This window comes from Geotalea uraniireducens, assembly GCF_027943965.1.
In the GTDB taxonomy this organism is placed as follows: domain Bacteria; phylum Desulfobacterota; class Desulfuromonadia; order Geobacterales; family Geobacteraceae; genus Geobacter; species Geobacter uraniireducens.
In genome coordinates this window covers 1,818,730-1,840,694 of sequence record NZ_AP027151.1, presented here as the reverse complement: position 1 = coordinate 1,840,694, position 21,965 = coordinate 1,818,730, and the positions used below count along the sequence as shown (strand labels likewise).

Sequence of the window (21,965 nt, the reverse complement as noted above, 5' to 3'; positions counted from 1 at the left end):
AGATGACCGCTCGCAACCGGCAACGCCGTGCCATCATCCTGGCATTGCTGACCGTTCTGGCCGCGCTGCTGCTCGGCTCCGCCAGAGCAACGGCCCACACCGCCGAAGACGAAGTGCTGGCGGGAGTCGGGGTCGACGAACACCTGGGGGCCGCCATCCCCCTCGATCTTCCCTTTACGGACCAGAACGGCACGGCGGTGCGGCTGGGAGACTATTTTACCGGCCAGCCGGTGATCCTCACCCTGAACTATTACGAATGCCCGATGCTCTGCCCGCTGCAGTTCCGCAACCTGGTGGCCACCATGAACGGCATCAGCGGGCTGTCGCTCGACCGCGATTTCCGGATCGTCACCGTCAGCATCAACCCGGCGGAGCCGCCGGAGATCGTCCGGCGGAAATGGAGCGAATCCCATGCTCTGCTCCGGGGAATCGCCGATCCGGCGAACCGCTGGCCGTTTCTGAGCGGCCGGCAGCCGGAGATCGAGCGGCTGACCCGGGCGGTCGGCTTCCGCTACGTCAAACTCGGGCCGGCCAATTTCGCTCACCCGTCGGTGATCCTGCTCATTACCCCCCAGGGGAAGGTGGCCCGCTACCTCTACGGCATGGAAATCCCGCCGCGGGACCTGAAACTGGCGCTGATCGAGGCGGCAGGAGGGAAGATCGGCGGCTCGTCGCTGATCAACCAGCTGATCCTCTCCTGCTATCACTACGATCCGGTCGGGAAAAAATACGTGCTGGCGGCGGTACGGATCATGAACACCGCCGCCTCCGCAGTGGGGCTCTTGCTCGGCGGACTGGTCCTGGTCCTCTGGCGGCGGGAGAAGCGCCGCCGCCCCGGCGGCAACGGCTGACGCACGGCCGAAACGACATCGCGCGAAGGACGTTATGCCCGCACTGACATTCCTCCACGGAGAAGCCTCCCGATCGGCCGGCGAAGTCGATGGCGCCTTCATCTTCATTGCCGCCATCTGCATCTTTTTCTTTCTCCTCACCCAGGGGTTCCTGATTTATTTCGCCCTGCGCTACCGGCGGAAGAAGGGGGAACCGGACGTCGAGACGCCGTACATCACCGACAATCACACCCTGGAAACCGTCTGGGTGATCGTCCCGTCGCTGCTTCTCCTGGCGATCTTCGCCTACGGCTACGTGGTGTTCATCGACCTGAAATCGCCGCTGGCCCACGCCACCGAGATCGCCGTTACCGCCCAGCAGTGGCAGTGGAGCTTCACCTACCCCGACGGCCGGACGGTGGTCGGCGAGCTGCGGCTGCCGGTCGGCCGGCCGGTCAAGCTGACCATGACCTCCCGGGACGTGATCCACGGCTTCTTCATCCCCGCCTACCGGCAGAAACAGGACGTGCTGCCGGGACGCTACACCTATCTCTGGCTCGAACCGGACCGGGTCGGTTCCTACGATATCTTCTGCTCGCAGTACTGCGGCACCGGCCATTCGCTGATGCGGGCCACCCTGGTCGTCATGCCGGCGGCCGCCTACGCGCAGTGGGTGGAGCAGCAAGAGGCGAAGGCCCGGCAGGCCAAGGCCGGCACGGAGCCGCTGGCGGAGAAGGGTGAGGAGTTGATGGAGCAGTCGGGCTGCCTCGGCTGCCACACCGTCGACGGCACCCCCAAGGTCGGCCCGACCCTCAAGGGGCTGTACGGCAAAAGCGTCCCGCTCTCCACCGGGCAGAGCGTCACCGCCGACGACGACTACATCCGGGAATCGATCGTCGATCCCAACGCCAAGATCGTCAAGGGCTTCCCGCCGATCATGCCGACCTTCCGGGGCAAGCTGTCGGCCGATGACATCCGGGCGATCATCGCCTATCTGAAGACGCTGCATTAGAAGTCTGCCGGACTGAGGGAATCCGACCGACTTCGAGGAAGGGGTGCCGATGACTGAACGCGCTGCCGCAGTTCCTCTTGCCGACCGGGGCTACCTGACCGAGCGGGGTTTCCGCGCCTGGGCCACCACCCTCGACCACAAGCGGATCGGGGTGATGTACCTCTTCACTACCCTCTTCTTCTTCCTGGTCGGCGGGCTGTTCGCCATCGTCATCCGGCTGAAGCTGATGACCCCCGGGCCGGGCTTCATCTCCGACCACACCTACAACGTCTTCTTCACCATCCACGGCGCGCTGATGATCTTCATCTTCGTCATCCCGGCGATCCCGTCGTCGCTCGGCAACTTCTTCATCCCGCTCCTGATCGGCGCCCGTGACGTCGCCTTCCCGCGGCTCAACCTCTTCAGCTACTGGCTGTTCGTGGCCGGGATCTGCGTGGTGTTCGGCTCGCTGTTGAACCCGATGGATACCGGCTGGACCTTCTATGCCCCCTACTCGACCCGGACCGCCGCTGCCGTCACCGTGCTCGCCTTCGGCCTGTTCATGACCGGCATGTCGACCATCCTCACCGGCCTCAATTTCGTGGTCACCATCCACAAGCTGCGGGCGCCGGGGATGACCTGGTACCGAATGCCGCTCTTCATCTGGGCGATGTACGCCACCAGCATCATCAACGTCCTCGCCACCCCGGTGATCGGCATCACCTTCCTGCTCCTGGCGGCCGAGCGGCTGTTCGGCATCGGCTTCTTCGATCCCGCAAAGGGGGGCGACCCGCTCCTCTTCCAGCACTTCTTCTGGTTCTACTCCCACCCGGTGGTCTACGTGATGATCCTGCCGGCGATGGGGATCATTTCCGAGGTGATCCCGGTCTTCGCCCGCAAGCCGATCTTCGGCTACAAGGCGATCGCCTACTCGGCCCTGGCGATCGCCTTCATCAGTTTCCTGGTCTGGGGGCACCACATGTTCGTCAGCGGCATGTCGACGGTGGCCGGGGTGATCTTCTCCTTCCTCACCTTCTTCGTCGCCGTGCCGACCGGGATCAAGATCTTCAACTGGATCGCCACCCTCTACAAGGGATCGATCCATCTCGATTCGCCGATGCTCTACGCCCTGACCTTCATCTTCCACTTCATCATCGGCGGCCTGACCGGGATGTTCCTCGGCGCCCTCGGCACCGACGTCCATGTCCACGACACCTACTTCCTGGTCGGCCACTTCCACTACACGATCATGGGGGGGACGATCATGGGGCTCTTCGCCGGGCTCCACTACTGGTTCCCGAAGATGACCGGCCGGCTGCTGGACGAGCTGCGGGCCAAGCTCGCCTGGCTGTTCATCATCGTCGGTTTCAACGTCACCTTCTTCCCGATGTTCATCCTCGGCTACCTGGGGATGCCGCGCCGCTATGCCGAGTACCCCCCCCGCTTCCAGACGCTGCACATCGTCTCGACGGTCGGCTCGTGGGTGCTGACCATCGGCATCGCCATCATGTTCCTCAATTTCCTCCGCTGCATGCGCAAGGGACAACCGGCGCCGGCCAACCCCTGGCGGGCGCTCACCCTGGAGTGGCAGACGGCTTCGCCGCCGGCCACCGACAACTTTGAAACCATCCCGACGGTCACCACATGGCCGTACGGCTACGGCAAGAAAGGAGACGCCGGTGAGTAGCCGTCCCCCGGAACCGTCGCTCGCCCCCGCTGGCGCCCCGGAAAAGGCCCGGCTCGGCATCTGGACCTTCCTGGCCACCGAAGTACTGCTCTTCGGCGGCCTCTTCACCGCCTACACGGTGTTCCGGATCGCCCATCCGGCCCAGTTCCACAGCGACTACCTGCAACTCAACCGGCTGTTCGGCGCCCTGAACACGGTGGTCCTGATCTGCAGCAGCCTGAGCGTCGCCATCGGCATCGCCGCCATCCGCCAGGGGAAGGAGCGGGCCCTGCAGCGCTGCCTGATTATCACCCTGCTGCTGGCGGCGGCGTTCCTCGGCATCAAGTACCTCGAATGGAGCGACCACTTCGCCCACGGGATTTATCCCCGGACGAGCATTTTTTTCGCCCTCTACTACACGATGACCGGCCTCCATGCGCTGCACGTCATGGCGGGGATGGGGGCGCTGACGACCATGCTGGTCCTGGCGCGGCGGGGAAAATTCTCGGCGGAGTATTCGACCCCGGTGGAGATCACCGGTATCTACTGGCATTTCGTCGATCTGGTCTGGATCTACCTCTTTCCGCTCCTCTACCTGATCGGCTGAGACAAGGGGGAACGATGGCGGCATACCGAATCTATTTCGTCGTCTGGGGAGGGCTGGTCCTCCTGACCGGGCTCACCCTCGCCGTCTCCTACGTCAACCTGGGGCTCGGCAACGTGGCGGTCGCCCTGCTCATCGCCTCGGCAAAGGCGTCCCTGGTCGCTCTCTACTTCATGCATCTGCGCCATGAGACGCGGCTGGTGATCGCCTTCGCCCTCTTCCCGCTCTTTTTCCTCTCGCTGATCATCGGCGGGACGCTGCTCGATACCATGTTCCGCTAACGGCAGGCGGTTCTTGCCCGGCACGTGAACGGCCGGGTCCGACACTCGTTTTCCAGGGAGGTCACCATGTTTGCACGCATAACTCTCGCCCTGTTTTTCCTGCTCCTCGTCTGGGGCAACCTGGTGGCGGGGATGAAAGCGGGGCTCGCCTGTCCCGACTGGCCCCTCTGCCACGGCCGGGTGCTCCCCCCCTTCCGGCTCGACATCTGGATGGAATTCGGCCACCGGCTGATCGCCGCCACGGCTACCGTTTCGCTGCTGGTGCTGGCCTGGCAGCGATTCAAACACTACCGGGGGGCGGCGAAGGCGGTACCGGTGGCGGCAGTGGCGATCATCGCCGTGGAGATCATTCTCGGTGGGTTGGTGGTGGTCCTGGAGCTGCCGGTGCAGCTGACCACCGTCCATTTCATGACCGGGCTGACGGTCTTCCTGCTGGTCGCTTACATGGCAGCCTTTGACGGCCGCGACCGCATCCCGGCTTTTGCCGTGCGGGGGCGTTCCGGATTGCTCCTGGCGCTGGGAGCGCTGATCTTCTCCCAGGGGGCACTCGGCGCCTATGTCCGCCACTCCGGCTCCGGCCTCGCCTGCACCGATTTCCCGACCTGCGGCGGTCACTGGCTCCCCCGAATCTCCTCCGCCGAGGTGCTCGCCCAGTTTTCCCATCGGGCCATGGGAGCGGTGATCGTCCTCACCCTCTTCACCTTCTGGCTGGCCACCCTCCTCGACGGGCGGCTCGGCCGCCACCGGGCCACCGCCCTGCTCCTGGCGGTGCTGGCAACGGCCCAGGTCGGCATCGGCGGGGTCGTCGTCCTCTCCGGGCTCTCTTACGTCATGGCGGCGGTCCATCTGGCCATGGCGCTGCTCCTGATCCTCTTGCTCGGCCGGATGTGGGTGGTGGAAATGACGGAAGGAGAACGGCCATCGACGGCGGGCTGACCTGCAGAGAACCGGCACTGCCAGCGGCTGCCGGCGGCGGACCGGCCCGGCTCGGCGCCCTGTTCGTCCTCGCCAAGCCGGGGATCGTGGCGGCGGTGGCCCTGGCGGGCTACGCCGGGATGGTGCTGGCCGCCCGCGGTACACCGGCCCCCCGGACCACCCTCGTCTGCCTGGTCGCCCTGGTGTTGACCGCCGGCGGGGCGGCGCTGCTCAACGTCCTCCTCGAAGCCGCAAGCGATGCGCGGATGGCCCGGCTGGGGCGACGGAACGCCGCACTGCGCCAAGTCGGCACCGGCACCACCCTGGTGGCGGCCGGCGGGGCACTGGCGCTCGGCCTTGCCCTCGACTTTACCCTGCTGCCGCCGCTGACCGGGCTCCTGACCCTGGCGGCGATCATCGCCTATGCGGTGGTCTACACCCTCTGGCTGAAGCGCCGTTCCCCCTACGGCGCGGTGCCGGGAGGAATCCCCGGGGCACTGCCGGTGCTGATCGGCTACAGCGCCGTCGCCACGACCATCGGCTTCGACGGCGTGCTGCTCTTCCTGGTGATGCTCCTCTGGCAGCCGCCCCACTTCTGGACCCTGGCGCTCCACTACCGGGAGGACTACCGCCGTGCCGGCATCCCGGCCCTGCCGGCGGTGCGGGGGGCGACCTACACCACCATCATGATCTTCCTTTACGCCACGGCGCTGGTTCCCGCGTCCCTCGCCCTCTGGGCCTTCGGCTGCTGCTCCGTCCGCTTTGCCGGCATCGCCCTGCTGCTCGGCCTCGCCTTCCTCGGCGCCTGTTTTCGCTACCTGGTGGCAACCAGCCGCTACCGGCGAGCCTTTGCCGCCTCGCTCCTCTACCTGGTCGCCCTGTTGACCGCAATCATCGTCGACCTGGTCGGCCGCGGCGCCTGAGCTGCCGAATCACTTCTCCAGCGGCAGATTGGCCCGCCGCCAGCCTGACATGTGGCCGTCGAGCAGTTCCACCCGCCGGTACCCCCGGGAGCCGAGGAGGGTGCGCGCAAGCTGGGCGCGGGGGCCGTGCTCGCAAGTCACCACCAGCAGCGCCTCCTTTTCCCGCGGCAGTTTCGCCAGCCGGAAGAGGATTTTCCACCCCGGGGCATGGACCGCCCCCGGGATATGGCCCGTCTTGTATTCGAAGCCGCTCCGGACGTCGATTATGCACGGCTGCTCCTTCCCCTTGAGCAGCCGTGCCAGTTCCTTTGCCTGCATAACACCTCCAACGATTTAGATATTCATATTTTACACAACACCATAGCGCACCTGTTTCACCGCAGACAAGCGCTAAATCGCCCCCCTGCCCGGGCCATGGCGGACAGGAAAGCAGCCTTTCAGACGTGCTGAATTTCATTAAAGTTGTCGGGAACAACCGGCCGACAACGAAGCATCCCCCACAGAGCCACGGCTGACGGCCGACGAGCCAGATCGCTATCTGCCGAGAATGAGTAAAATTTTAGTTGCCATCGTAATATTCATATTCTAAAATCAGCTACAAAACTTGCACAAAACTGATACACGACAATACTAAACCATCCGCGAGGATGGGACGGAAAGCCTACAGGGTCTCACCGAGACAGCCGGGTCGCCGAAATATCGCCAGAGGATATGAGGCCCCCGGCTTTTTTGTGCGCTACCGCCGGATGCTTCCCGGCAGATTGCACGAGGATACCCGAGCGACACAACAGCACGATTCGCGACATGCAGCGGGCGGCACACGCCGCCCCCGAATCAGAGATAGACGACAATACTAAACCATCCGCGAGGATGGGACGGAAAGCCTACAGGGTCTCACCGAGACAGCCGGGTCGCCGAAATATCGCAACAGGATATGAGGCCCCCGGTTTTTTTGTGCCCGGAGCACGGCGACGGCAGACCGGCGAGACAGGGAATTTCCCCGAAAGGAGACGACGATGGGATGGAGAAAAGGGCTGACACTGCTGGCGTGTTTCGCGGCGATAGCGCTGGGAGGATGCAGCACCGGCGTCAATAACGGCAGTGGTAGCACCAGTGGCGGCAGCACGCCGCAGGCCGCCCTGGACCGGTATTTTTCGACGGCGGTGAAACAGGACTATGCCGCGACGTATGACTGCTACTACCAACGCTACCGGGACAAGGTCACCAAAGACGACTTCGTCAAACACCGGGCCGAAGCCTCGGTACTGAGCAGCTACGAAATCACCTCGCTCCGCCAGAATGGCGACAGCGCCGAGGCGGTGGCACTGCTGACCTTTGCCCCTTCGGCGAAGCTGCACCGCAGCAAGCCGACCACCGTTCGGGTAACCGAGCAGCTGGTACGGGAAAACGGTGCCTGGAAAATCAAAGTCTGGTAGCCGGGTCGGGCCGCAGGGACGACGGCCGGGCCGCGGTATCGGGACCGCAGCGAAAGGAGGTGAGCGAAAACAGCGAAAGAAATCCCTCGCCGCGGCAGGGTGCGACGAACCCGCCGAAGGCGCCAGATCGGTTGATTGGCAGTGAACCCGGCAGTATCCACGCACTTTAAACACAAGGAGAGCAGCAATGAAAAAGGTATGTTCCGTCCTCGTCGGCCTGTCGTTCGTCTTTGCCATGGCGAATGGCACGCTGGCGGAAACCGAATGGCATAGCGGCCAAACCTCATCCACCGGAAGCACCTCCGGGAGCACCTCGGGAAGCACCTCGACAACCACCGCCATCACCGGTGTCGTCAAGGACATCGTTACCGGCGCCGCCATCTCCGGCGCCACCATCAGCGACGGTTCCCACACCGCTACCACCAGCTCGACCGGCAGCTACACCCTGAGTGAGGCCGCGGGCAACTACACCCTGTCAGTCACGAAAAGCGGCTACCAGCAGACCTACCAGATCTGCACCGTTGTCTCCGGCGCGGCAACCCCGGTCAACTGGAGCCTGACCAAAGCCTACGGCAACCAGTACATCCCCGCCTCGGCCATGAGCTATGCCGTCTTCGCCTGGAACGACCTGGGGATGCACTGCGACCAGGACGATTATTCATATTTCTGCGTCCTGCCGCCGTTCAACACCCTCCACGTCCAGGTATTCCGCCACGGCGGCGAATCGAGCCTTGTCACCTCCGGGATCACCGTCAGCTATTCGTTCCCGAAAAAGACCAACTCCACCCTGCACACCAACTTCTGGGACTACGCCGCCCAGTTCGGCTGGAACGTGGCGCCGAATACCGGCATCACCGGCACCCCGCTCTCCGGCACAATGAAGCTCGACGCCAATGGCAAAGGGTTCGTTGCCGAAGGAATCCCGATCACCCCCTATGACGACGACGGCACCTGGGACCCCTACGGCACCGCGGTGATCACCGTCACCAACAGCAGCGGCCAGGTCCTCCAGACCACCAACGTCGTCACCCCCGTTTCGACGGAAATGATGTGCAGCAACTGCCACACCGGCAGCAATCCGCAGCTCGACATCCTGCAGAAGCACGACGATCACAGCAACACCACCCTGGTCGCCGACTACTGGAGCGGCAAGGTACATCGCTGTTCCGAATGCCACGCCGACAACGCCCTGAGCGCCCCGGGCAAAGCCGGCGTCGAAAGCCTCTCGCTGGCGATGCACAACTTCCACAAGGACAAGATGAAGGCCACCGCCACTGCCGCCGCCCTCACCCCCGACTGCTACAACTGCCACCCCGGGCCGAAGACCGCCTGCATGCGCGGCGTCATGGCCCGAGCCGGCAAGAACTGCCATGACTGCCACGGCGACATGAACACCATGGCATCCTCGGTCCAGAACGGCCGGCAGCCCTGGCTGCAGGAGCCGAAGTGCGGCAACTGCCACGACGCCAAGCACCAGGAGAACGCCAACACCCTCTACCGGAACTCCTTGCTGCAGAACGGCCCCGACGGCGACATGAACAACCGGATCTACTGCGAGGCCTGCCACAACGGCCCGCACGCCGAGTACACCACCGCCAATCCGGCCGACACGGTCATCACCAAACAGCTCCAGGGCGACAACTTCTGGATCTGGAACTGCAACGTCTGCCACAGCAACTACAGCGTCCGGGCCATGCACCGCTAGCAGAACACAGCAGTTACAAAAGCGAAACCCGACTCCTCGACAACACCCTCCCCCATCAAGGGGGAGGTGATGTTTATGTCGGATAGTCAATACACTTCTTAGTAAGTAGCAGAACGACATGGGGGATGCAGACACGCTGCATCCCCCAATTTATTTGGATCGAGAAACCGCTTGCCGCCGTTTCGCCCCATCCGCTATAAAGAGTGGAGAATGAGCGCCGGCGAAGGCGGAAGATCACGGGAAGGAAACGACGCAAACGATGCAGCGCTTGAGTTATCTGGCAGGATATTCGGAAAAGATCGTCGACCAGGTTCGCCGGCTGCTGGCGGAAGGACGGCTGGGGGACCACCTGCGGCAGAAATACCCGGCCGGCCACGAAATCAGGACTGATCGGGCACTGTACGACTACGCGGTGGCGATCAAGAACGAATTTCTCCGCACCGCCCCACCGCTCAGCAAGGTGCGCTACGACGGCCGGATCAATGTCATCAACGATGCGCTGGGACTGCACACCTTCGTCTCGCGGGTCCAGGGAGGCAAACTGAAGGCCAAACACGAAATCAGGATTGCCGCGCTCTTCAAGGAAACGCCGCCGGAATTCCTGCGGATGATCGTCGTCCACGAGCTGGCCCACCTGAAGGAGAAAAGCCACGACAAGGCCTTCTACCAGCTCTGCAACCACATCGAGCCGGCTTATCACCAGCTGGAATTCGACCTGCGGCTCTACCTGACCTACCTGGAAGCCGTTGGCCCGCTCTACATCGCCTGAGCACTCCCCCCCATCACTGCTGTTCCACCTGGTACCCCTTGCGACGGAGGATTTCGACGATTCCCTGTTGCCCCACCAGATGGCCGGCACCAACCACCACGAACGGCCGTTGCCGCTCCGTCATCAGTCGCTCGATCCCGGCCGCCATTGCCCGATTGCGGCTGAAAAAGAGCTTTTCATAGATCGATGCCGTTTCGGGATACTCCTGCAAGGGCTTCATGATCACCGCCTCAAGGCCCGCCGCGTCCCCCGCCAGCCAGCTTTTGATCATCCCGTCGATCGCCGAACCGTCCGCCAGATCCTGAAGGGTACCGAGCAGGAAATCCTCCGCCTCGGCAGGGCTGAAGCCGTTCATCAGCGCCATTTGGGCATCGACCGACTCCAGCTCAACCAGCCGCTTGCCGAGTTCCTTCCCCCGCCGGGCAAAGTAGCGGTCGACACCGTAATCGGGCGCCAGGCCCGCCTTCTGGAAACAGAACACCTGCAGCGTCACCGCCAGCATCCACGGCTTGAAGCGGTTCAGCACCGGCTCGGGGAGTCCGAGCCGCCCCGCCTCTTCCAGCGCCCGCCGGTAGGTTTCCGGTTTCACATGGTTGCGCAGCGAATCGCCCTCCGGATAGAGCGCCATCCGCAACGACCGCTGCTGGACATCCGGAGTATTCAGCTTGTCCGGGTCAAGCTCCATCACCAGCGGCCCGGCTGCGGCGAAACTCTGTTCGAGCGGGTCCGGCAGCGGGTAGAAATCCGCCCGCCCCACGTGGATCGAACCGACAAGATAGGCCGTATCGGTCTTCGACCGGACCACGTACCACAGCCCCCGCTCCGCCGCCAGAGCCGACGAGGCACAGACGAGAACCAGCCAGAGGATTAGCAGAACCAGGGAACGACAACGGGACATGGGAAGCTCCTGGGGTGAGGAAGGTAAACAGTGCTAACGACAAAGGATAACCCTCAGCGAGCCGTTTGTCATCAGGCTTCTAACGGTCAAGGATATGGTACCGGCCACATCCGCGCCCGGCACGACAACCAGCCCTTCGACCGCCGCCCGCGATCACAGGCGCAGCACGATTCGCCGGCCCTGCGGTTGTCCTTTCCGCCTAGAATGATAATCTATTCATAATACTAGCGAATAACCATTCCCCGACAAAAGGAACTGCCATGCGAAAGGCGATTATCGTGCTGTTGCTGCTGCTCCCCATCCCGGCTTTCGCTGTCGACCGCACCAATATCCCGCATTTCTGGACCGGTTCAGTATTGGGAATCGCCGCCGATACCGCCTTGTACCACTACGCCGGGCAGATGGGGCCGGGGGAGCGGACGGTGACTGCTTCCGGGATAGCGTTGGTTCCGGGGGTGATCAATGAAATTGTCGATGAATTTACCGGCGACCATTTCGGCTGGGATGACGTGGCAGCCGACGCCCTGGGGGCTGTGGCTGGGGCGTTTGCCGCCGAACTGGTCAATGGTCAGTTGTGGATTTCCGCTTCCGGTCGGCAGATTAGGCTGGTTGGCAAGTGGTAAGGTGGACTCCATCCGGAAAACTTCGGATGAACCACTCCTCGTTTCCCCGAGGATCGGAGAGGTTGCGCATCAGCGTGCGGTCGGGATCGCCGTACTCGGGAGCTTTGCCCGTGTGTTTGCAGGGGTCAGTGTTTGCAGGGTAGAGTGGGGAGCAGGTATTACCCTGCCCTCCCTCATCAAACCGTGCATGCAGTTTTCCCGCACACGGCTTTCCGATGTTCTTCACGACAAGGCATGCGCTTTAGTCCAACCCGCTGTTGTCGGCACTTTGTACAGTCCGTATTTCCCGTAGAGCGTCCGGTTGCCGAATCGGTAATACCCGGTGCCCCTATCTTTGATTTTGTGCCGCTTGCGTAGATGGGTCCGCAGTCGTTCTTCTACATGATACTTAACGGCTTTGAGCGCCCTGCTACAGTTATGGTAGTGAAAGTAGCCAGCCCATCCTCTCACGGTTGCGTTAACTTCTCGCACTATGGTTTCAAGCAGTTTTACCGTCCTCGTCCTCTTCTTCCGCAACATGCCGTCCCTGCTACCCCGGAAGATCTCACTGGCCGATTCCGTTATCAGGGCCTGCGAACAGCGGCCTTCCCCATCTGACCACAGGGTCGGCATCTCCAAAGCAAGTTACGAGGCTACACCTGGGTTCACTTACGTTACGGCCTGCTGTTTTGCCAATTGGGAACTTATGACCCCCTGTTGCCAGAACGCCACTCCCTTGAGCTACCGGGGCGAACGGACAACTCCCCGGGCGGGACTTAAACCCGTGAGATATTCAACTGTTACTACGTACGGTCAAGTCTCCAAAATTCAATTTTGAATTTTGGAGACTTGACCCTTTGTCTTTCCTCCTAGTCTCCGCTAAGGCTCGCCAGATATGTCGATACGTGCTGCTCGCGGCACGGTTTTTCAGGTAGTTATCCTATGTAAGTTGGCAGAAGTGACCAACGTCCCCGTGGGCGCATCCGAGTAAAGCCTTACTAACCAAACCATCATGGTCCTTGAAGCTGACATATGAACTCCAGCGGTGCAACAGCTCATGGCTCAGGGCACTCAACGTTTGTTCGAAGACCGGATTAAGGGGATCAACCGTCAAACGTGCAACATTCCCCATGTCAATGGTTCCCTGTAGCTTGCCGGTGCTGCCGTAACGAGAGGAATTGTCGAATAGTTCACGGCCGATGCCAAGAACGTCGTTCTTGACTCCCACATAGAAGGCAGTCATACCGGGCGCCAACTGAAAGTCAAAATTGGTAAAAATAACGATGAAATCGTAGATATCTTGATGTGATTTGAAAAATTCCTGGGAAATCAATTGCCGTGGCAGTTCATTGAGGGTTCCGCCAGAGGTGCTTAAATCATAGTTGCCGGAGAATTCCATCACTGTGACATTGCCATAATCGCCAATACTCCGAACGGAATAATCGTCGGCATACGACGGACATGTTATTAAAATCATCCCAAATAGCAGAATCAGATAACGCAATAATCCGAATATGAACGGGAACCGGGGCCAGCTTGCATACATCGATACTCCCTCCAACAAAATAAAGTTTAAGCAAGCAAATCCGCTCGCTCCATTCACATGCTAATACCGGTTTTTTCATTTTGCTTTATTGAGTAGCATCAATCTATTTCACCGCCATTCTTTACCTATTTATTCACAACCGGCACGGTCAAGGTCGGCAGGGTGCCCGGAAGACGTCGTACACGACTAATCAGCTGTTTATCATTTACAAGACGGACAATTACCAACTCAGTTCCGCTCTCATGTCTCTCCTCTAACAGGATCCTTCCTGATGCAATTTCCTTAACCGTCACATCATTGCCGATCACATCCCCAGGCTTAATGACACGCAAGAAACCTTCGGGCATTTTAATTACCGCGGTACCATCCAAGGAAGATATTTTAAGGATGTGTAATTGATCCAGCGGGAAAGCTAGCAAATTGTGAGGGCATATAATCATCAAGAGAGCAATAAATAGCGTCACAAAATCCCGGTTTGTCCATGTCATTGTCATTCTCCTTGATAATCAATACACACCTATCAATTGATAAGAATTTAGTTTTTTAAATAGATTGCATTTAGGATAAAATTCCATATTTCTTGTTAAATTTGGATTTTGAAAATATGTAAAAGCCGGGGTACTTTTGTACTAATAAGTGTTTAATCTCTGGAATAGACCTAGATTCTTAAACAAATTCTTCTTCGGATCAAATTCTAAATTTTTAGAATAGTCAGGATTAAGCAAATACTCAAAATATATTGCTGCTGTGTTATAATTAAGCGGCGCGAAATAAATATCGCCGTAAATTTTACCATACATTGATTTAATTAGTTTACCATCGATAACCTCTGATCTGATCCTAAATATATAGTTGTTTGAATCGTCTATATTGGTATGCATTGCTTCCCCAGGCTTTCTATTCATATAAAGCACAATTTTATTAGAATATCCATCATCTGGAGCAATTTTCGGCAATTTCAATTCACTCCCAAATCTTATATTTTCTTTCACTTGTAGTATGCCATCGTGTTGACTGTTAAATGTAACGGTAATAGCACAATCTAAATCAGTTCTACTTACAACTTTTTTATCCAGTTTAAATATAAAATCTGCAGTGTTACCTTTGCCGTATGGTGACACCCAATCGCAAACAATTAAGTCAAAGCCTATGGGCTCACCAATTTTAGGAATTATCATTTTAATATTGCGAGCATACATCGGTACTTGATTGCCGATTGCCCTAAGGATAACTTTTACTCTAGGATCCCAAGGTTCCCAATGTCCGGCTTTTTTATGTTTAAATTTATACTCCCCATCACTACTATAAAATCCTTGCTTGGCAACTTTATAATACATAATATCTAGTGTATTAAATACTATTGGAGATAACCCGTTTTTGTCTGTTACATTTTCAAATCTTATAAAATCTAATTTGTTTTTTGATAAATTGATACCTTGCGTAGAAATCATTGTTTCAGCATTTTCTATTGGTACATTATTTTCATCGACTACTTCGAATGTTAATTTTGCTTGTGGGAATTCCACCGCGCACGCATATACTGCTAATTGAAGTAATAGCAATAATTGTAAAGTCGTAAATAACGCTGTTTTATTCATTTGTAACCCCCATTAAATAGAATGCTTTGTAAAGTCCAAATACATAAACATATGCTCTTGCTTTAAAATCGCAGTGAAGCCAATAATGATCAGACCTATCTAACGGCAAACTGTTTGAAAATTTTAACGGCATATCAATATTATTGTTATCTAGTTTAGTTATATTATTCCTACCTATTGCCCCCGTCCTCGCTGGGAATGCCTCAGCAAGGAGTCTATCTCTGTGCAATTTTGCGTAGTTACTTCCGCTTTCTTCCATATAAAGAAGTCCATCATCTTTGTGCTTCAGAAAAAACGGTGCGATTCGTAAACTTTGAGGCTCCTGTAATAGAAATCCCGTTTCTTCTGGATTCAATTTTTCATGAACCTTGGGGACCGAATTAGGATCTGGAGCGCTCATATCCAGCACCTCCTTATAATAGTCATCAAGATTGAATCCCCACCCACCGTTCACATTACCAACATCAAATGACACATTACGTCCCTTGAGTTTTTCCTGCAGAGCCCAGGTCTGACGACCAATCATCGTCAAGTCAAAAAGAGTAACATCTTCAGTCCCCGGGACATCGTCATGCGGATGCGGCTCAAAGACTTCATCGCTTGATGAATAAAAATTATATATTTTTTCGAACGGAATATCCTTGAAGCGGTCCCGCCAGGTCAGTTTTGCCCGCTCGTCTTGCGGAGTATCATCCAAGAAAAGCCTGTACCATTCTGAGGCGAAGAGTTGCGGATCGTATCCGTCCCAATCGATATGATCCATGTCAGTGCTGGTCGGCGTCGCAGCATCGAGTGCTTCAAGTGCCACGGCAGCATTTATCATGTAATATCTGGCGAAATTAGTCAGCCCGTGGTCTTGTATCGCGCTCAGAACTACCATATTTCCCAAGCTGTGCGCAGCTATCGTTACATTGTTCCCAACATTTGCCACAAAATTCTTAAACTCACCTGCAGTATTGAATGCTTGCCTGACATTCAGGCGGTAATGTGACGTACGATACCCGTATATCGGATAATATTGCTGTGTTCGCCAACCATACCATGTCACCCCCCAAAATTTCGCTTTCGAGCCCGACCAGTACATGCGTTTGAACATCTCTGCGTGCCATCCTCTGGCCTGCTGCCCATTAACGTTATACCCATGAACAAAGACAAAGTTCTGCTCGTTCAGGGGATCGCCGGCCTCATTATCCGGGAAATTGGTTGGTTCGCCTAATCTATCGGGCTCGCCGTTCTCGGGAGCTTTGCCCGGAAGAAGATTGCTCGGATCTTCCGCATCAGGCTCTATAGTTATGACACCATTCGCAGTGAGGTTTTTATGTCTGAACATCTGTTCTACGTCCGCAAGGCCGACATTAAGCCGGTATGAAAATACAGTGGTCCCCCCTGAGTCGACAATATCAAGGATCAGTGAATCTTTAGCAGCGTTTCGCCCTTCGACCAGAATGATGCCGGCACCTTCAGTCCCCAAGATCTTATCGATAAAGGCAGTGTCAAGTTCAATCCCTTCAGGTGTGATTATGTAAGTTTTTACTTCTCCTAAGTCTCTTGCAGTATCAACGTCTGTGAGATAATTGCCAGATTTCTCTCTTATCAACTGTGGAGCATAGGCAAAATTCATGCTTCCCAGATTAGTTCTGATAAAATATTTATAAGGACCACCGACCATGGTGGTCATATACCTTTTCAAATCGATAAATACAGGGAAGAAGTCGACAAGGTCACGGACTCCATTCACATTACTATCTTCCGAGTTGGGTGAGCTGTTCCCCGGGATATCATCGCCTTCGGTTTCTCCCTCATCGTTGTCGTCGTTTATCCAAAAATGATAAGAATCCTGGGAGATAGCCAGCTTAGCGTCTTCGTCGTCAATCTGACCGTTGCGGTTATAATCCGGGAGCAAAATCCCACCCAATGTCACCGGAATTTTGTCGCTCCGGATTTCCACTCCCGTGCCCACGTTAAGAACAACTTCAACCTGATATTTAGACTTTATGTCAAACTGGAAACCTTTAAGGATTGTAGCAGTTCCACTGCCTGTGATTTCAGATCAATCAGTTATAATGCTGTAAAAATTCTTTACGCGTAAAAAAATTTTACAGTTCATCTACCCAGCCCATGCAAAAATGGTTCTCGTTACTTTTGGGACAAAGTACGATGACGCCCAAGATGCAAACAGCGCCGGGAAACGCCCAACCGACCTCTCGGTGGGCGCAATCTTTATTATGCTCCACGTTCTCCCCAGACTGTCGGTAGTAATGTTCGCCCATGACGGCGAACGGTATTAGGCTGAGTCGCCGGCGACAGTGGCCGGCGAGATCGTGCTGGTCGATACCGGATCAAGGGACCGGACCGTTGCCATCACTAAGGAAAACGGCTGCTGGGTGTCCTTCTTCCACTGGGACAACGATATCGCCCTCGCCTCGCTCCGCCATCGCTAAATTCTCAGCATCGGCGACGAGGTGCTAGTAACCGACGGGGCACGGGAAATCCTGGAGGTGACCGACCCACAAGCCTCTAGCCCAAGTCCCCACCCTCCCCCGCGCAAATCCCCACCTCTTCCCACCACCTCCAGGCTCCGCCGCCTCCCGTTGACAGGCCCGGCTGATGACCTATCATTCTTAGGAAGCCACCACGATAAATCCCCGGCCGGACAGCGGCAGCGTAAAAGGAGCATTACCATGGCACTGGCAATTCCCGAAGGTTATCGCACCGTTACCCCGATGTTCATCTTCAAGGATGCCCGAAAGGCGATCGACTTCTACCGGCGGGCATTCGGCGCCGTGGAGCGGTTCGTCATGCCAGGTCCCGGCGGTAAAGGGGTGATGCACGCCGAGATCGCCATCGGCGACTCGCTCATGATGATGGGCGAAGAGCACCCGCAGCAGCCGTGCCGGAGCGCCGAGACCACCGGCGGCTCGCCGGTCAATTTTTACCTCTACGTGGCAAACGTCGACGAGGCCATCGCAACGGCGGTGGCGGCCGGCGCCACGCTCACCATGCCGGTGGACGACATGTTCTGGGGGGACCGGGTCGGCACGGTGCGCGATCCGTTCGGCTACAGCTGGAGCCTCGCCAGCCGGACCAGGGAGCTGACGCCGGAGGAGATCCAGCGGGGCGCCGAAGCGGCATTGGCGCAGATGGCAGCGAAATAGACCGCGCCGGCGGCAATGCCCCGGGAAGGAGAACAGCGACCATGAGTAATCAACTGACAGGAAAAACGGCAATCGTGACCGGTGCCAGTTCCGGCATCGGCCGGGCAACGGCCTTGGCCCTGGCCCGGGACGGAGCGGCGGTGGTGCTCTTCGCCCGGCGGGAAGAACGGCTGACGGAGCTGGCGACGGAGATCACCGCCGCAGGTGGCAAGGCCCTGACGGTGACCGGGGATGCGGGAAACGAAACGGATATCGACCGCCTGCTGGCACGGGCGGTGGGGTGGAGCGACGGCGGCGGCCGCTACGACATTGTCGTCGCCAACGCCGGCCGCGGCCTGGCGGGCGGCATCCTGAACAGCGATGAAGCGGCCTGGCAGGAAATCTACCGGACCAACGTCCTCGGCGTCGCCCGGCTGCTGCGGCGGGCAGGACAATACCTGGTCGGGCGGCGCCAGGGGGACATCGTGGTGATCGGTTCGGCGGTGGGGAGGAACATCTCCCCGTTCAGCGGCTTCTACGGCTCCAGCAAATTCGCCGTCGGCGCCATCGCCGAGGCGCTCCGCCGCGAGGTCTGTGCGCACGGGGTGCGCGTTTCGCTGGTGATGCCGGGGATCGTCGTCAGCGGCTTCCAGGGGGTGGCCGGCTACGACGAGGAGAATTTCGGCAAGTCAGTGGCCCAGTTCGGCAAGCTCCTCGAACCGCAGGCCATCGCCGACGGCATCCACTGGCTCCTCACTCTGCCGCCCCATGTCAACGTCAACGAGATCATGATCCGTCCGACCGGACAGACTTTCCCCTGACCCCGACTCCGGACGGGTGACCAACGGCAGGTGGCGCCATGCTGAAGGCCCTTGCCCGAACCATCGTTACCATCTTCCTCGGCGGCGACATCATGATCGGCCGGGGGATCGACCAGGCCCTCCGCCTGCCGACCGTGCCGGGCCAGTGAACGGCCCGGGAGAGCACTTGTCGATGCGGACCACCGACCGGATTCGCCAGCTCATTGCCCACGAGGCGGCCCGCCTGATGGCCGAGGAAGGGGTGCGGGAATACCGCGACGCCAAACGGAAGGCGGCTCGGCAGTTCGGCGCCGCCAAAGCCCTCGCCCTCGGCTCCCATCTCCCCACCAACGCCGAGATTCACGCCGAACTACAGCGGTTGATCGACTTCCGGGACGAGGCACGGCCGGAGCGGCTGCTCAGGCTGCGCCTCCTGGCGCTCGACGCCTTGGAGACGCTGGCGCCGTTTCGCCCCTACCTGGTTGGCTCGGTATTGAGCGGCGCGGTCACCGAACGGAGCGACATCGATTTGCACCTCTTCGCCGATACGCCGGAAGAGGTCGAAGCATACCTGGAACGGCAGGGAATCCCCTTCAGCAGCGAAACGGTGACCGTCCGCTACGGCAGCGAGTTCATCGATTACCCGCATTTCTACCTGGAGAGTGACGGGGTAGTTATCGAATGCACGGTCTATCCATCCGGCGACCGCCGCCGCAGCCCGAAAAGCAGCATCACCGGCAAGGCCATGGAACGGGCCGATGCGAAGAAGCTGCACACGATCATCGCCGCAATGGCCGAACGAACCGCCTGAGCGCTGGGCTCCCGTTCGCCCCTGCCTGTCAACTAATCGCGTTTGAGATCGCCACCGGCAACTCCGCTCGTGCAGAAAGCTGCCCATCAATTCTAACGTTTTTTTAAAATTGGCCCACCACGTTGCCAACACCACCGCCCCGCGCATAATAGTTTAAAATGCGGATATTACGCCACACGGCCCGCTGACCGGGCATTTTTCACCGCCATGCAAAATTTTTGCTTGCAATAAATATAAAGCTGTTATATTTATTTTGTAAACAAACTGTTTTATTACCGGCCGCCGCCCGCACCAGTGGCATCGGCAACTGGTGCGGCAGTTGAAAAATCTCCGGACATTATGGTTGGCACAATGGCAATGAGGACGAGAGACATTCAAGGCAGGATCTCGCTGACAGCGACCGTATCGTTGCTGCTCCTCTTCGCCATCTTTTTCCGGCTGGGCTACAGCTGCCTGAACCAGGCCAGCTTCAAGCAGCGGCCGACCGCTATCCTCGAACAGATCAGCAAGGCCACCCAGGAGGCCGACGACGACCAGGGGTTCGATGCAGTCCCCAGCCGACCGTTGGTCATTGCCGTAGCGCCGAGCTACCAGGCTCTCCCCCCCCGCGAGGCCAGGAATTGCGATCTCCAGGTCGTATCCCGTCTTTCCGCCCGAGCACCACCCCTCTCAGCAGTCATTCCGTCGTAATCCTTTTCGAACAAGACCGGTCTCACCCCTGCACAGCGAGACGTACTGACGGCGCAATGCCCGCCTGACGCGCTCTGCCGTCCGTCATCGTCCGAAGTCGCCCCGCCACCCGGCGCCGCGCGACCGCAGGTCCGGCACACCGCTCCGCATGGCGCATGCGCCGGGACGGTATGCCACCGGGAACGAGCCCGGCACGAATGGCGACGATTACAGCGAACACTGAGAGGCCAGCCATGAAACTAGCAAAGACCACCTATAGCGTTCAGACAGTAGATAAGGCATTCGAAATGCTCGAACTTCTCGCGGAGCAGACCAACGGCCTGTCCATGGCCCAACTGGCGACGCAGATCGGCCTGAACCGGAACAAGGCGTTCCGGCTGGCGGCAACCTTGTGCGAACGGGGGCTGGTGGAGCAGGAAAAGGGCAGCGGTGTTTACCGGCTCGGCGTCTGCTCCGTCGCCCTGGCACAGAAATTCCTCCGCAATGCAAACCTCGTCAATTACGCCCACCCGCTCATGGAAGAGCTGGCCCGCAAACACGGCGAAGCAGTCTACATGACCGTCATCAAGGACGATGAAGTGGTATTCGTCGACATGGTCGACTGCGACCGGCACATCAAGGCGGCGCCGCTGGTCGGCAAGAAATTCCCCTTCGCCACCAACGCGCCGGGGAAGGTACTGAAAGCGCTCGATTCGCGCGAGCTGCTGGAGAAGCTGATGACCAGGCGGGGGCGCCGGGGCGGCAGCGCCGACCTCGACCTGCTGGAATCGGAACTGGACGAGATCCGCACCAGCGGCATTGCGGTCGACCGGGACGCCCTGGGCGACGGCATCAGCAGCGTGGCCGTGGCGATCAGGGATTATGCGGGGATGGTGATCGGGGCGCTCACCATGCTCGGGCCGTCGTTCCGGATGCTCCAGAACCGGCTCGAACAGGAGATCATCCCCTCGCTCAACGAGTACGCGGAAATTTTGTCGATGAAGTTCGGTTATGCAAAGGCATCCGCTTGACCAACACAAACAGGAAAGGAGGTGTCGGAAACGACCGCAGATTGTTTCATCGCTGGGCTAATAGAAATTCTGGGCTGATCACTCTTAACCAAAAAGGAGAACGACAATGAACGAAATGAAAATGGGCAATCCCGCAGTGGTAGGTCTCGCCGGCTTCGGTCTCACGACAATCCTTCTGCAGCTGCACAACCTGGGGATCTGCGGCATCGCCCCGGTTATCTGGCTCGGCCTCTGTTTCGGCGGCACCGCCCAGCTCGTCGCCGGTTTCATGGAATTCAGGACCGGCAACAACTTCGGCTTCTGCGCCTTCACCGGCTACGGCGTCTTCTGGATCTCCCTCTGCCTGATGCTGATCTTCGGCACCAACGCCGACCTCGACAAGAGCTACCCGCTGATGAAGTTCTCCGGCACCGACCTCGGACTCTACCTGGTAATGTGGACCATCTTCACCCTGATCCTCTTCCTGATCTCGATGAAGCACCACACCGCGCTGGCCCTCACCTTCCTGACGCTGGTGCTCGGCTTCGTCGGCCTCGACGTCAAGGAACTGGCAGGCATCGCCGCTGCCGGCACCGCCGCTGCCTACATCCTGCTGGTCTGCGGTACGCTGGCCCTCTACCTGATGGCGGCCACGGTCGCCGCCGAATCGGGCATCAAGCTGCCGGTCGGCGCCCCCTGGATCAAGTAAACTCATCGTCCGGCCAGGAAAAAGCCCGTAACCGAAAGGTTACGGGCTTTTTTTCGCTGGCGGCCCGG

The 21,965-nt window shown here is 58.6% G+C and carries 25 protein-coding genes and 2 riboswitches; of the genes, 18 read left to right on the top strand and 7 right to left on the bottom strand.

Features of this window, described 5'->3' with window-relative positions; genetic code table 11:
• Positions 1-2 precede the first annotated feature (2 nt).
• The 7 genes from QMN23_RS08725 (at position 3) to cyoE (ending at position 6,210) form a co-directional block, all read left to right on the top strand.
• Entirely contained in the window at positions 3-851 is an 849-nt protein-coding gene (locus tag QMN23_RS08725) for an SCO family protein (protein ID WP_282003473.1), read from the top strand.
• A gap of 34 nt (positions 852-885) precedes the next feature.
• Positions 886-1,842: a cytochrome c oxidase subunit II gene (gene coxB / locus QMN23_RS08720; protein WP_282003471.1), complete on the top strand. Its 957-nt coding sequence runs from the start codon at positions 886-888 to the stop codon at positions 1,840-1,842.
• Between the two features lie 49 nt (positions 1,843-1,891).
• Complete coding sequence (gene ctaD, locus QMN23_RS08715) at positions 1,892-3,508, top strand: cytochrome c oxidase subunit I (protein WP_282003469.1); 1,617 nt, start codon at positions 1,892-1,894, stop codon at positions 3,506-3,508.
• Positions 3,501-4,094 carry a cytochrome c oxidase subunit 3 family protein gene (locus QMN23_RS08710; RefSeq protein ID WP_282003467.1) on the top strand — a complete coding sequence of 198 codons (594 nt, stop codon included), beginning with the start codon at positions 3,501-3,503 and terminating at the stop codon, positions 4,092-4,094. Before ctaD ends, QMN23_RS08710 begins: the two co-directional genes overlap by 8 nt.
• A gap of 14 nt (positions 4,095-4,108) precedes the next feature.
• Positions 4,109-4,372 carry a cytochrome C oxidase subunit IV family protein gene (locus QMN23_RS08705; protein WP_282003465.1) on the top strand — a complete coding sequence of 88 codons (264 nt, stop codon included), beginning with the start codon at positions 4,109-4,111 and terminating at the stop codon, positions 4,370-4,372.
• A gap of 66 nt (positions 4,373-4,438) precedes the next feature.
• Complete coding sequence (locus tag QMN23_RS08700; protein WP_282003463.1) at positions 4,439-5,308, top strand: COX15/CtaA family protein; 870 nt, start codon at positions 4,439-4,441, stop codon at positions 5,306-5,308.
• Positions 5,260-6,210, top strand: coding sequence for a heme o synthase (cyoE, locus tag QMN23_RS08695; RefSeq protein WP_282003461.1), 951 nt, complete (start codon positions 5,260-5,262; stop codon positions 6,208-6,210). Before QMN23_RS08700 ends, cyoE begins: the two co-directional genes overlap by 49 nt.
• A gap of 9 nt (positions 6,211-6,219) precedes the next feature.
• Here cyoE and QMN23_RS08690 read toward each other — a convergent pair whose 3' ends face one another.
• Positions 6,220-6,528, bottom strand: a complete 309-nt coding sequence (locus QMN23_RS08690) for a rhodanese-like domain-containing protein (protein ID WP_282003460.1) — start codon at positions 6,526-6,528, stop codon at positions 6,220-6,222.
• A gap of 301 nt (positions 6,529-6,829) precedes the next feature.
• A riboswitch (cyclic di-GMP riboswitch) is annotated at positions 6,830-6,906 on the top strand.
• 146 nt (positions 6,907-7,052) lie between these two features.
• Positions 7,053-7,129, top strand: a riboswitch (cyclic di-GMP riboswitch).
• 97 nt (positions 7,130-7,226) lie between these two features.
• Between QMN23_RS08690 and QMN23_RS08685 the strand changes: the two genes are divergently transcribed.
• From QMN23_RS08685 to QMN23_RS08675, 3 genes are all read left to right on the top strand, one after another.
• Positions 7,227-7,646, top strand: coding sequence for a hypothetical protein (locus QMN23_RS08685; RefSeq protein ID WP_282003459.1), 420 nt, complete (start codon positions 7,227-7,229; stop codon positions 7,644-7,646).
• A gap of 187 nt (positions 7,647-7,833) precedes the next feature.
• The gene (locus tag QMN23_RS08680) at positions 7,834-9,351 is read left to right on the top strand and encodes a carboxypeptidase-like regulatory domain-containing protein (protein ID WP_282003457.1); all 1,518 of its coding nucleotides are present in this window, start codon (positions 7,834-7,836) and stop codon (positions 9,349-9,351) included.
• A 259-nt stretch (positions 9,352-9,610) separates the two neighbouring features.
• Complete coding sequence (locus QMN23_RS08675) at positions 9,611-10,120, top strand: M48 family metallopeptidase (RefSeq protein WP_282003456.1); 510 nt, start codon at positions 9,611-9,613, stop codon at positions 10,118-10,120.
• Positions 10,121-10,133: 13 nt separating this feature from the next.
• Here QMN23_RS08675 and QMN23_RS08670 read toward each other — a convergent pair whose 3' ends face one another.
• Positions 10,134-11,018 (bottom strand): TraB/GumN family protein, encoded by an 885-nt coding sequence (locus QMN23_RS08670; protein ID WP_282003455.1) that lies wholly within the window; start codon positions 11,016-11,018, stop codon positions 10,134-10,136.
• Positions 11,019-11,278: 260 nt separating this feature from the next.
• On the opposite strand from QMN23_RS08670, the gene QMN23_RS08665 reads away from it, so the two are divergent.
• Entirely contained in the window at positions 11,279-11,641 is a 363-nt protein-coding gene (locus tag QMN23_RS08665; RefSeq protein WP_282003454.1) for a hypothetical protein, read from the top strand.
• A gap of 222 nt (positions 11,642-11,863) precedes the next feature.
• On the opposite strand, the gene QMN23_RS08660 is transcribed toward QMN23_RS08665, so the two are convergent.
• From QMN23_RS08660 to QMN23_RS08640, 5 genes are all read right to left on the bottom strand, one after another.
• Positions 11,864-12,160: a group II intron maturase-specific domain-containing protein gene (locus QMN23_RS08660; protein WP_282003452.1), complete on the bottom strand. Its 297-nt coding sequence runs from the start codon at positions 12,158-12,160 to the stop codon at positions 11,864-11,866.
• Positions 12,161-12,560: 400 nt separating this feature from the next.
• Positions 12,561-13,166, bottom strand: coding sequence for a hypothetical protein (locus tag QMN23_RS08655; RefSeq protein WP_282003450.1), 606 nt, complete (start codon positions 13,164-13,166; stop codon positions 12,561-12,563).
• Positions 13,167-13,291: 125 nt separating this feature from the next.
• Positions 13,292-13,654 carry a hypothetical protein gene (locus tag QMN23_RS08650; RefSeq protein WP_282003448.1) on the bottom strand — a complete coding sequence of 121 codons (363 nt, stop codon included), beginning with the start codon at positions 13,652-13,654 and terminating at the stop codon, positions 13,292-13,294.
• Positions 13,655-13,795: 141 nt separating this feature from the next.
• The gene (locus tag QMN23_RS08645) at positions 13,796-14,764 is read right to left on the bottom strand and encodes a hypothetical protein (RefSeq protein WP_282003446.1); all 969 of its coding nucleotides are present in this window, start codon (positions 14,762-14,764) and stop codon (positions 13,796-13,798) included.
• The gene (locus QMN23_RS08640) at positions 14,757-16,712 is read right to left on the bottom strand and encodes an alpha/beta fold hydrolase (protein ID WP_282003445.1); all 1,956 of its coding nucleotides are present in this window, start codon (positions 16,710-16,712) and stop codon (positions 14,757-14,759) included. The genes QMN23_RS08645 and QMN23_RS08640 overlap by 8 nt, the downstream gene beginning before the upstream one ends.
• A gap of 358 nt (positions 16,713-17,070) precedes the next feature.
• Here QMN23_RS08640 and QMN23_RS08635 point away from each other — a divergent pair, with 358 nt between their 5' ends.
• From QMN23_RS08635 to QMN23_RS08605, 7 genes are all read left to right on the top strand, one after another.
• Positions 17,071-17,205, top strand: a complete 135-nt coding sequence (locus QMN23_RS08635) for a hypothetical protein (RefSeq protein WP_282003443.1) — start codon at positions 17,071-17,073, stop codon at positions 17,203-17,205.
• A gap of 240 nt (positions 17,206-17,445) precedes the next feature.
• Positions 17,446-17,919 carry a VOC family protein gene (locus QMN23_RS08630; protein WP_282003441.1) on the top strand — a complete coding sequence of 158 codons (474 nt, stop codon included), beginning with the start codon at positions 17,446-17,448 and terminating at the stop codon, positions 17,917-17,919.
• Positions 17,920-17,960: 41 nt separating this feature from the next.
• Complete coding sequence (locus QMN23_RS08625) at positions 17,961-18,719, top strand: SDR family oxidoreductase (RefSeq protein ID WP_282003440.1); 759 nt, start codon at positions 17,961-17,963, stop codon at positions 18,717-18,719.
• A 172-nt stretch (positions 18,720-18,891) separates the two neighbouring features.
• A complete protein-coding gene (locus QMN23_RS08620; RefSeq protein WP_282003439.1) occupies positions 18,892-19,509 on the top strand; it encodes a hypothetical protein in 618 nt (205 codons plus the stop codon).
• Positions 19,510-19,860: 351 nt separating this feature from the next.
• Positions 19,861-20,199 carry a hypothetical protein gene (locus QMN23_RS08615; RefSeq protein WP_282003437.1) on the top strand — a complete coding sequence of 113 codons (339 nt, stop codon included), beginning with the start codon at positions 19,861-19,863 and terminating at the stop codon, positions 20,197-20,199.
• 233 nt (positions 20,200-20,432) lie between these two features.
• Entirely contained in the window at positions 20,433-21,209 is a 777-nt protein-coding gene (locus tag QMN23_RS08610) for an IclR family transcriptional regulator (protein ID WP_282003436.1), read from the top strand.
• A 106-nt stretch (positions 21,210-21,315) separates the two neighbouring features.
• Positions 21,316-21,897 (top strand): acetate uptake transporter, encoded by a 582-nt coding sequence (locus QMN23_RS08605; RefSeq protein WP_282003434.1) that lies wholly within the window; start codon positions 21,316-21,318, stop codon positions 21,895-21,897.
• Positions 21,898-21,965: the final 68 nt, after the last annotated feature.

Excerpts from the sequence above, each read along its gene's own strand:
- QMN23_RS08605 (WP_282003434.1), top strand. The coding sequence starts at position 21,316 with ATGAACGAAATGAAAATGGGCAATCCCGCAGTGGTAGGTCTCGCCGGC.
- QMN23_RS08700 (WP_282003463.1), top strand. The coding sequence starts at position 4,439 with ATGTTTGCACGCATAACTCTCGCCCTGTTTTTCCTGCTCCTCGTCTGG.
- QMN23_RS08670 (WP_282003455.1), bottom strand. The coding sequence starts at position 11,018 with ATGTCCCGTTGTCGTTCCCTGGTTCTGCTAATCCTCTGGCTGGTTCTC.
- QMN23_RS08665 (WP_282003454.1), top strand. The coding sequence starts at position 11,279 with ATGCGAAAGGCGATTATCGTGCTGTTGCTGCTGCTCCCCATCCCGGCT.
- coxB (WP_282003471.1), top strand. The coding sequence starts at position 886 with ATGCCCGCACTGACATTCCTCCACGGAGAAGCCTCCCGATCGGCCGGC.
- QMN23_RS08690 (WP_282003460.1), bottom strand. The coding sequence starts at position 6,528 with ATGCAGGCAAAGGAACTGGCACGGCTGCTCAAGGGGAAGGAGCAGCCG.
- QMN23_RS08725 (WP_282003473.1), top strand. The coding sequence starts at position 3 with ATGACCGCTCGCAACCGGCAACGCCGTGCCATCATCCTGGCATTGCTG.
- QMN23_RS08630 (WP_282003441.1), top strand. The coding sequence starts at position 17,446 with ATGGCACTGGCAATTCCCGAAGGTTATCGCACCGTTACCCCGATGTTC.
- ctaD (WP_282003469.1), top strand. The coding sequence starts at position 1,892 with ATGACTGAACGCGCTGCCGCAGTTCCTCTTGCCGACCGGGGCTACCTG.
- QMN23_RS08705 (WP_282003465.1), top strand. The coding sequence starts at position 4,109 with ATGGCGGCATACCGAATCTATTTCGTCGTCTGGGGAGGGCTGGTCCTC.
- QMN23_RS08610 (WP_282003436.1), top strand. The coding sequence starts at position 20,433 with ATGAAACTAGCAAAGACCACCTATAGCGTTCAGACAGTAGATAAGGCA.
- QMN23_RS08655 (WP_282003450.1), bottom strand. The coding sequence starts at position 13,166 with ATGTATGCAAGCTGGCCCCGGTTCCCGTTCATATTCGGATTATTGCGT.
- QMN23_RS08650 (WP_282003448.1), bottom strand. The coding sequence starts at position 13,654 with ATGACATGGACAAACCGGGATTTTGTGACGCTATTTATTGCTCTCTTG.
- QMN23_RS08660 (WP_282003452.1), bottom strand. The coding sequence starts at position 12,160 with ATGTTGCGGAAGAAGAGGACGAGGACGGTAAAACTGCTTGAAACCATA.
- QMN23_RS08675 (WP_282003456.1), top strand. The coding sequence starts at position 9,611 with ATGCAGCGCTTGAGTTATCTGGCAGGATATTCGGAAAAGATCGTCGAC.
- QMN23_RS08620 (WP_282003439.1), top strand. The coding sequence starts at position 18,892 with ATGCGGACCACCGACCGGATTCGCCAGCTCATTGCCCACGAGGCGGCC.
- QMN23_RS08625 (WP_282003440.1), top strand. The coding sequence starts at position 17,961 with ATGAGTAATCAACTGACAGGAAAAACGGCAATCGTGACCGGTGCCAGT.
- QMN23_RS08615 (WP_282003437.1), top strand. The coding sequence starts at position 19,861 with ATGGCAATGAGGACGAGAGACATTCAAGGCAGGATCTCGCTGACAGCG.
- QMN23_RS08685 (WP_282003459.1), top strand. The coding sequence starts at position 7,227 with ATGGGATGGAGAAAAGGGCTGACACTGCTGGCGTGTTTCGCGGCGATA.
- QMN23_RS08645 (WP_282003446.1), bottom strand. The coding sequence starts at position 14,764 with ATGAATAAAACAGCGTTATTTACGACTTTACAATTATTGCTATTACTT.
- QMN23_RS08680 (WP_282003457.1), top strand. The coding sequence starts at position 7,834 with ATGAAAAAGGTATGTTCCGTCCTCGTCGGCCTGTCGTTCGTCTTTGCC.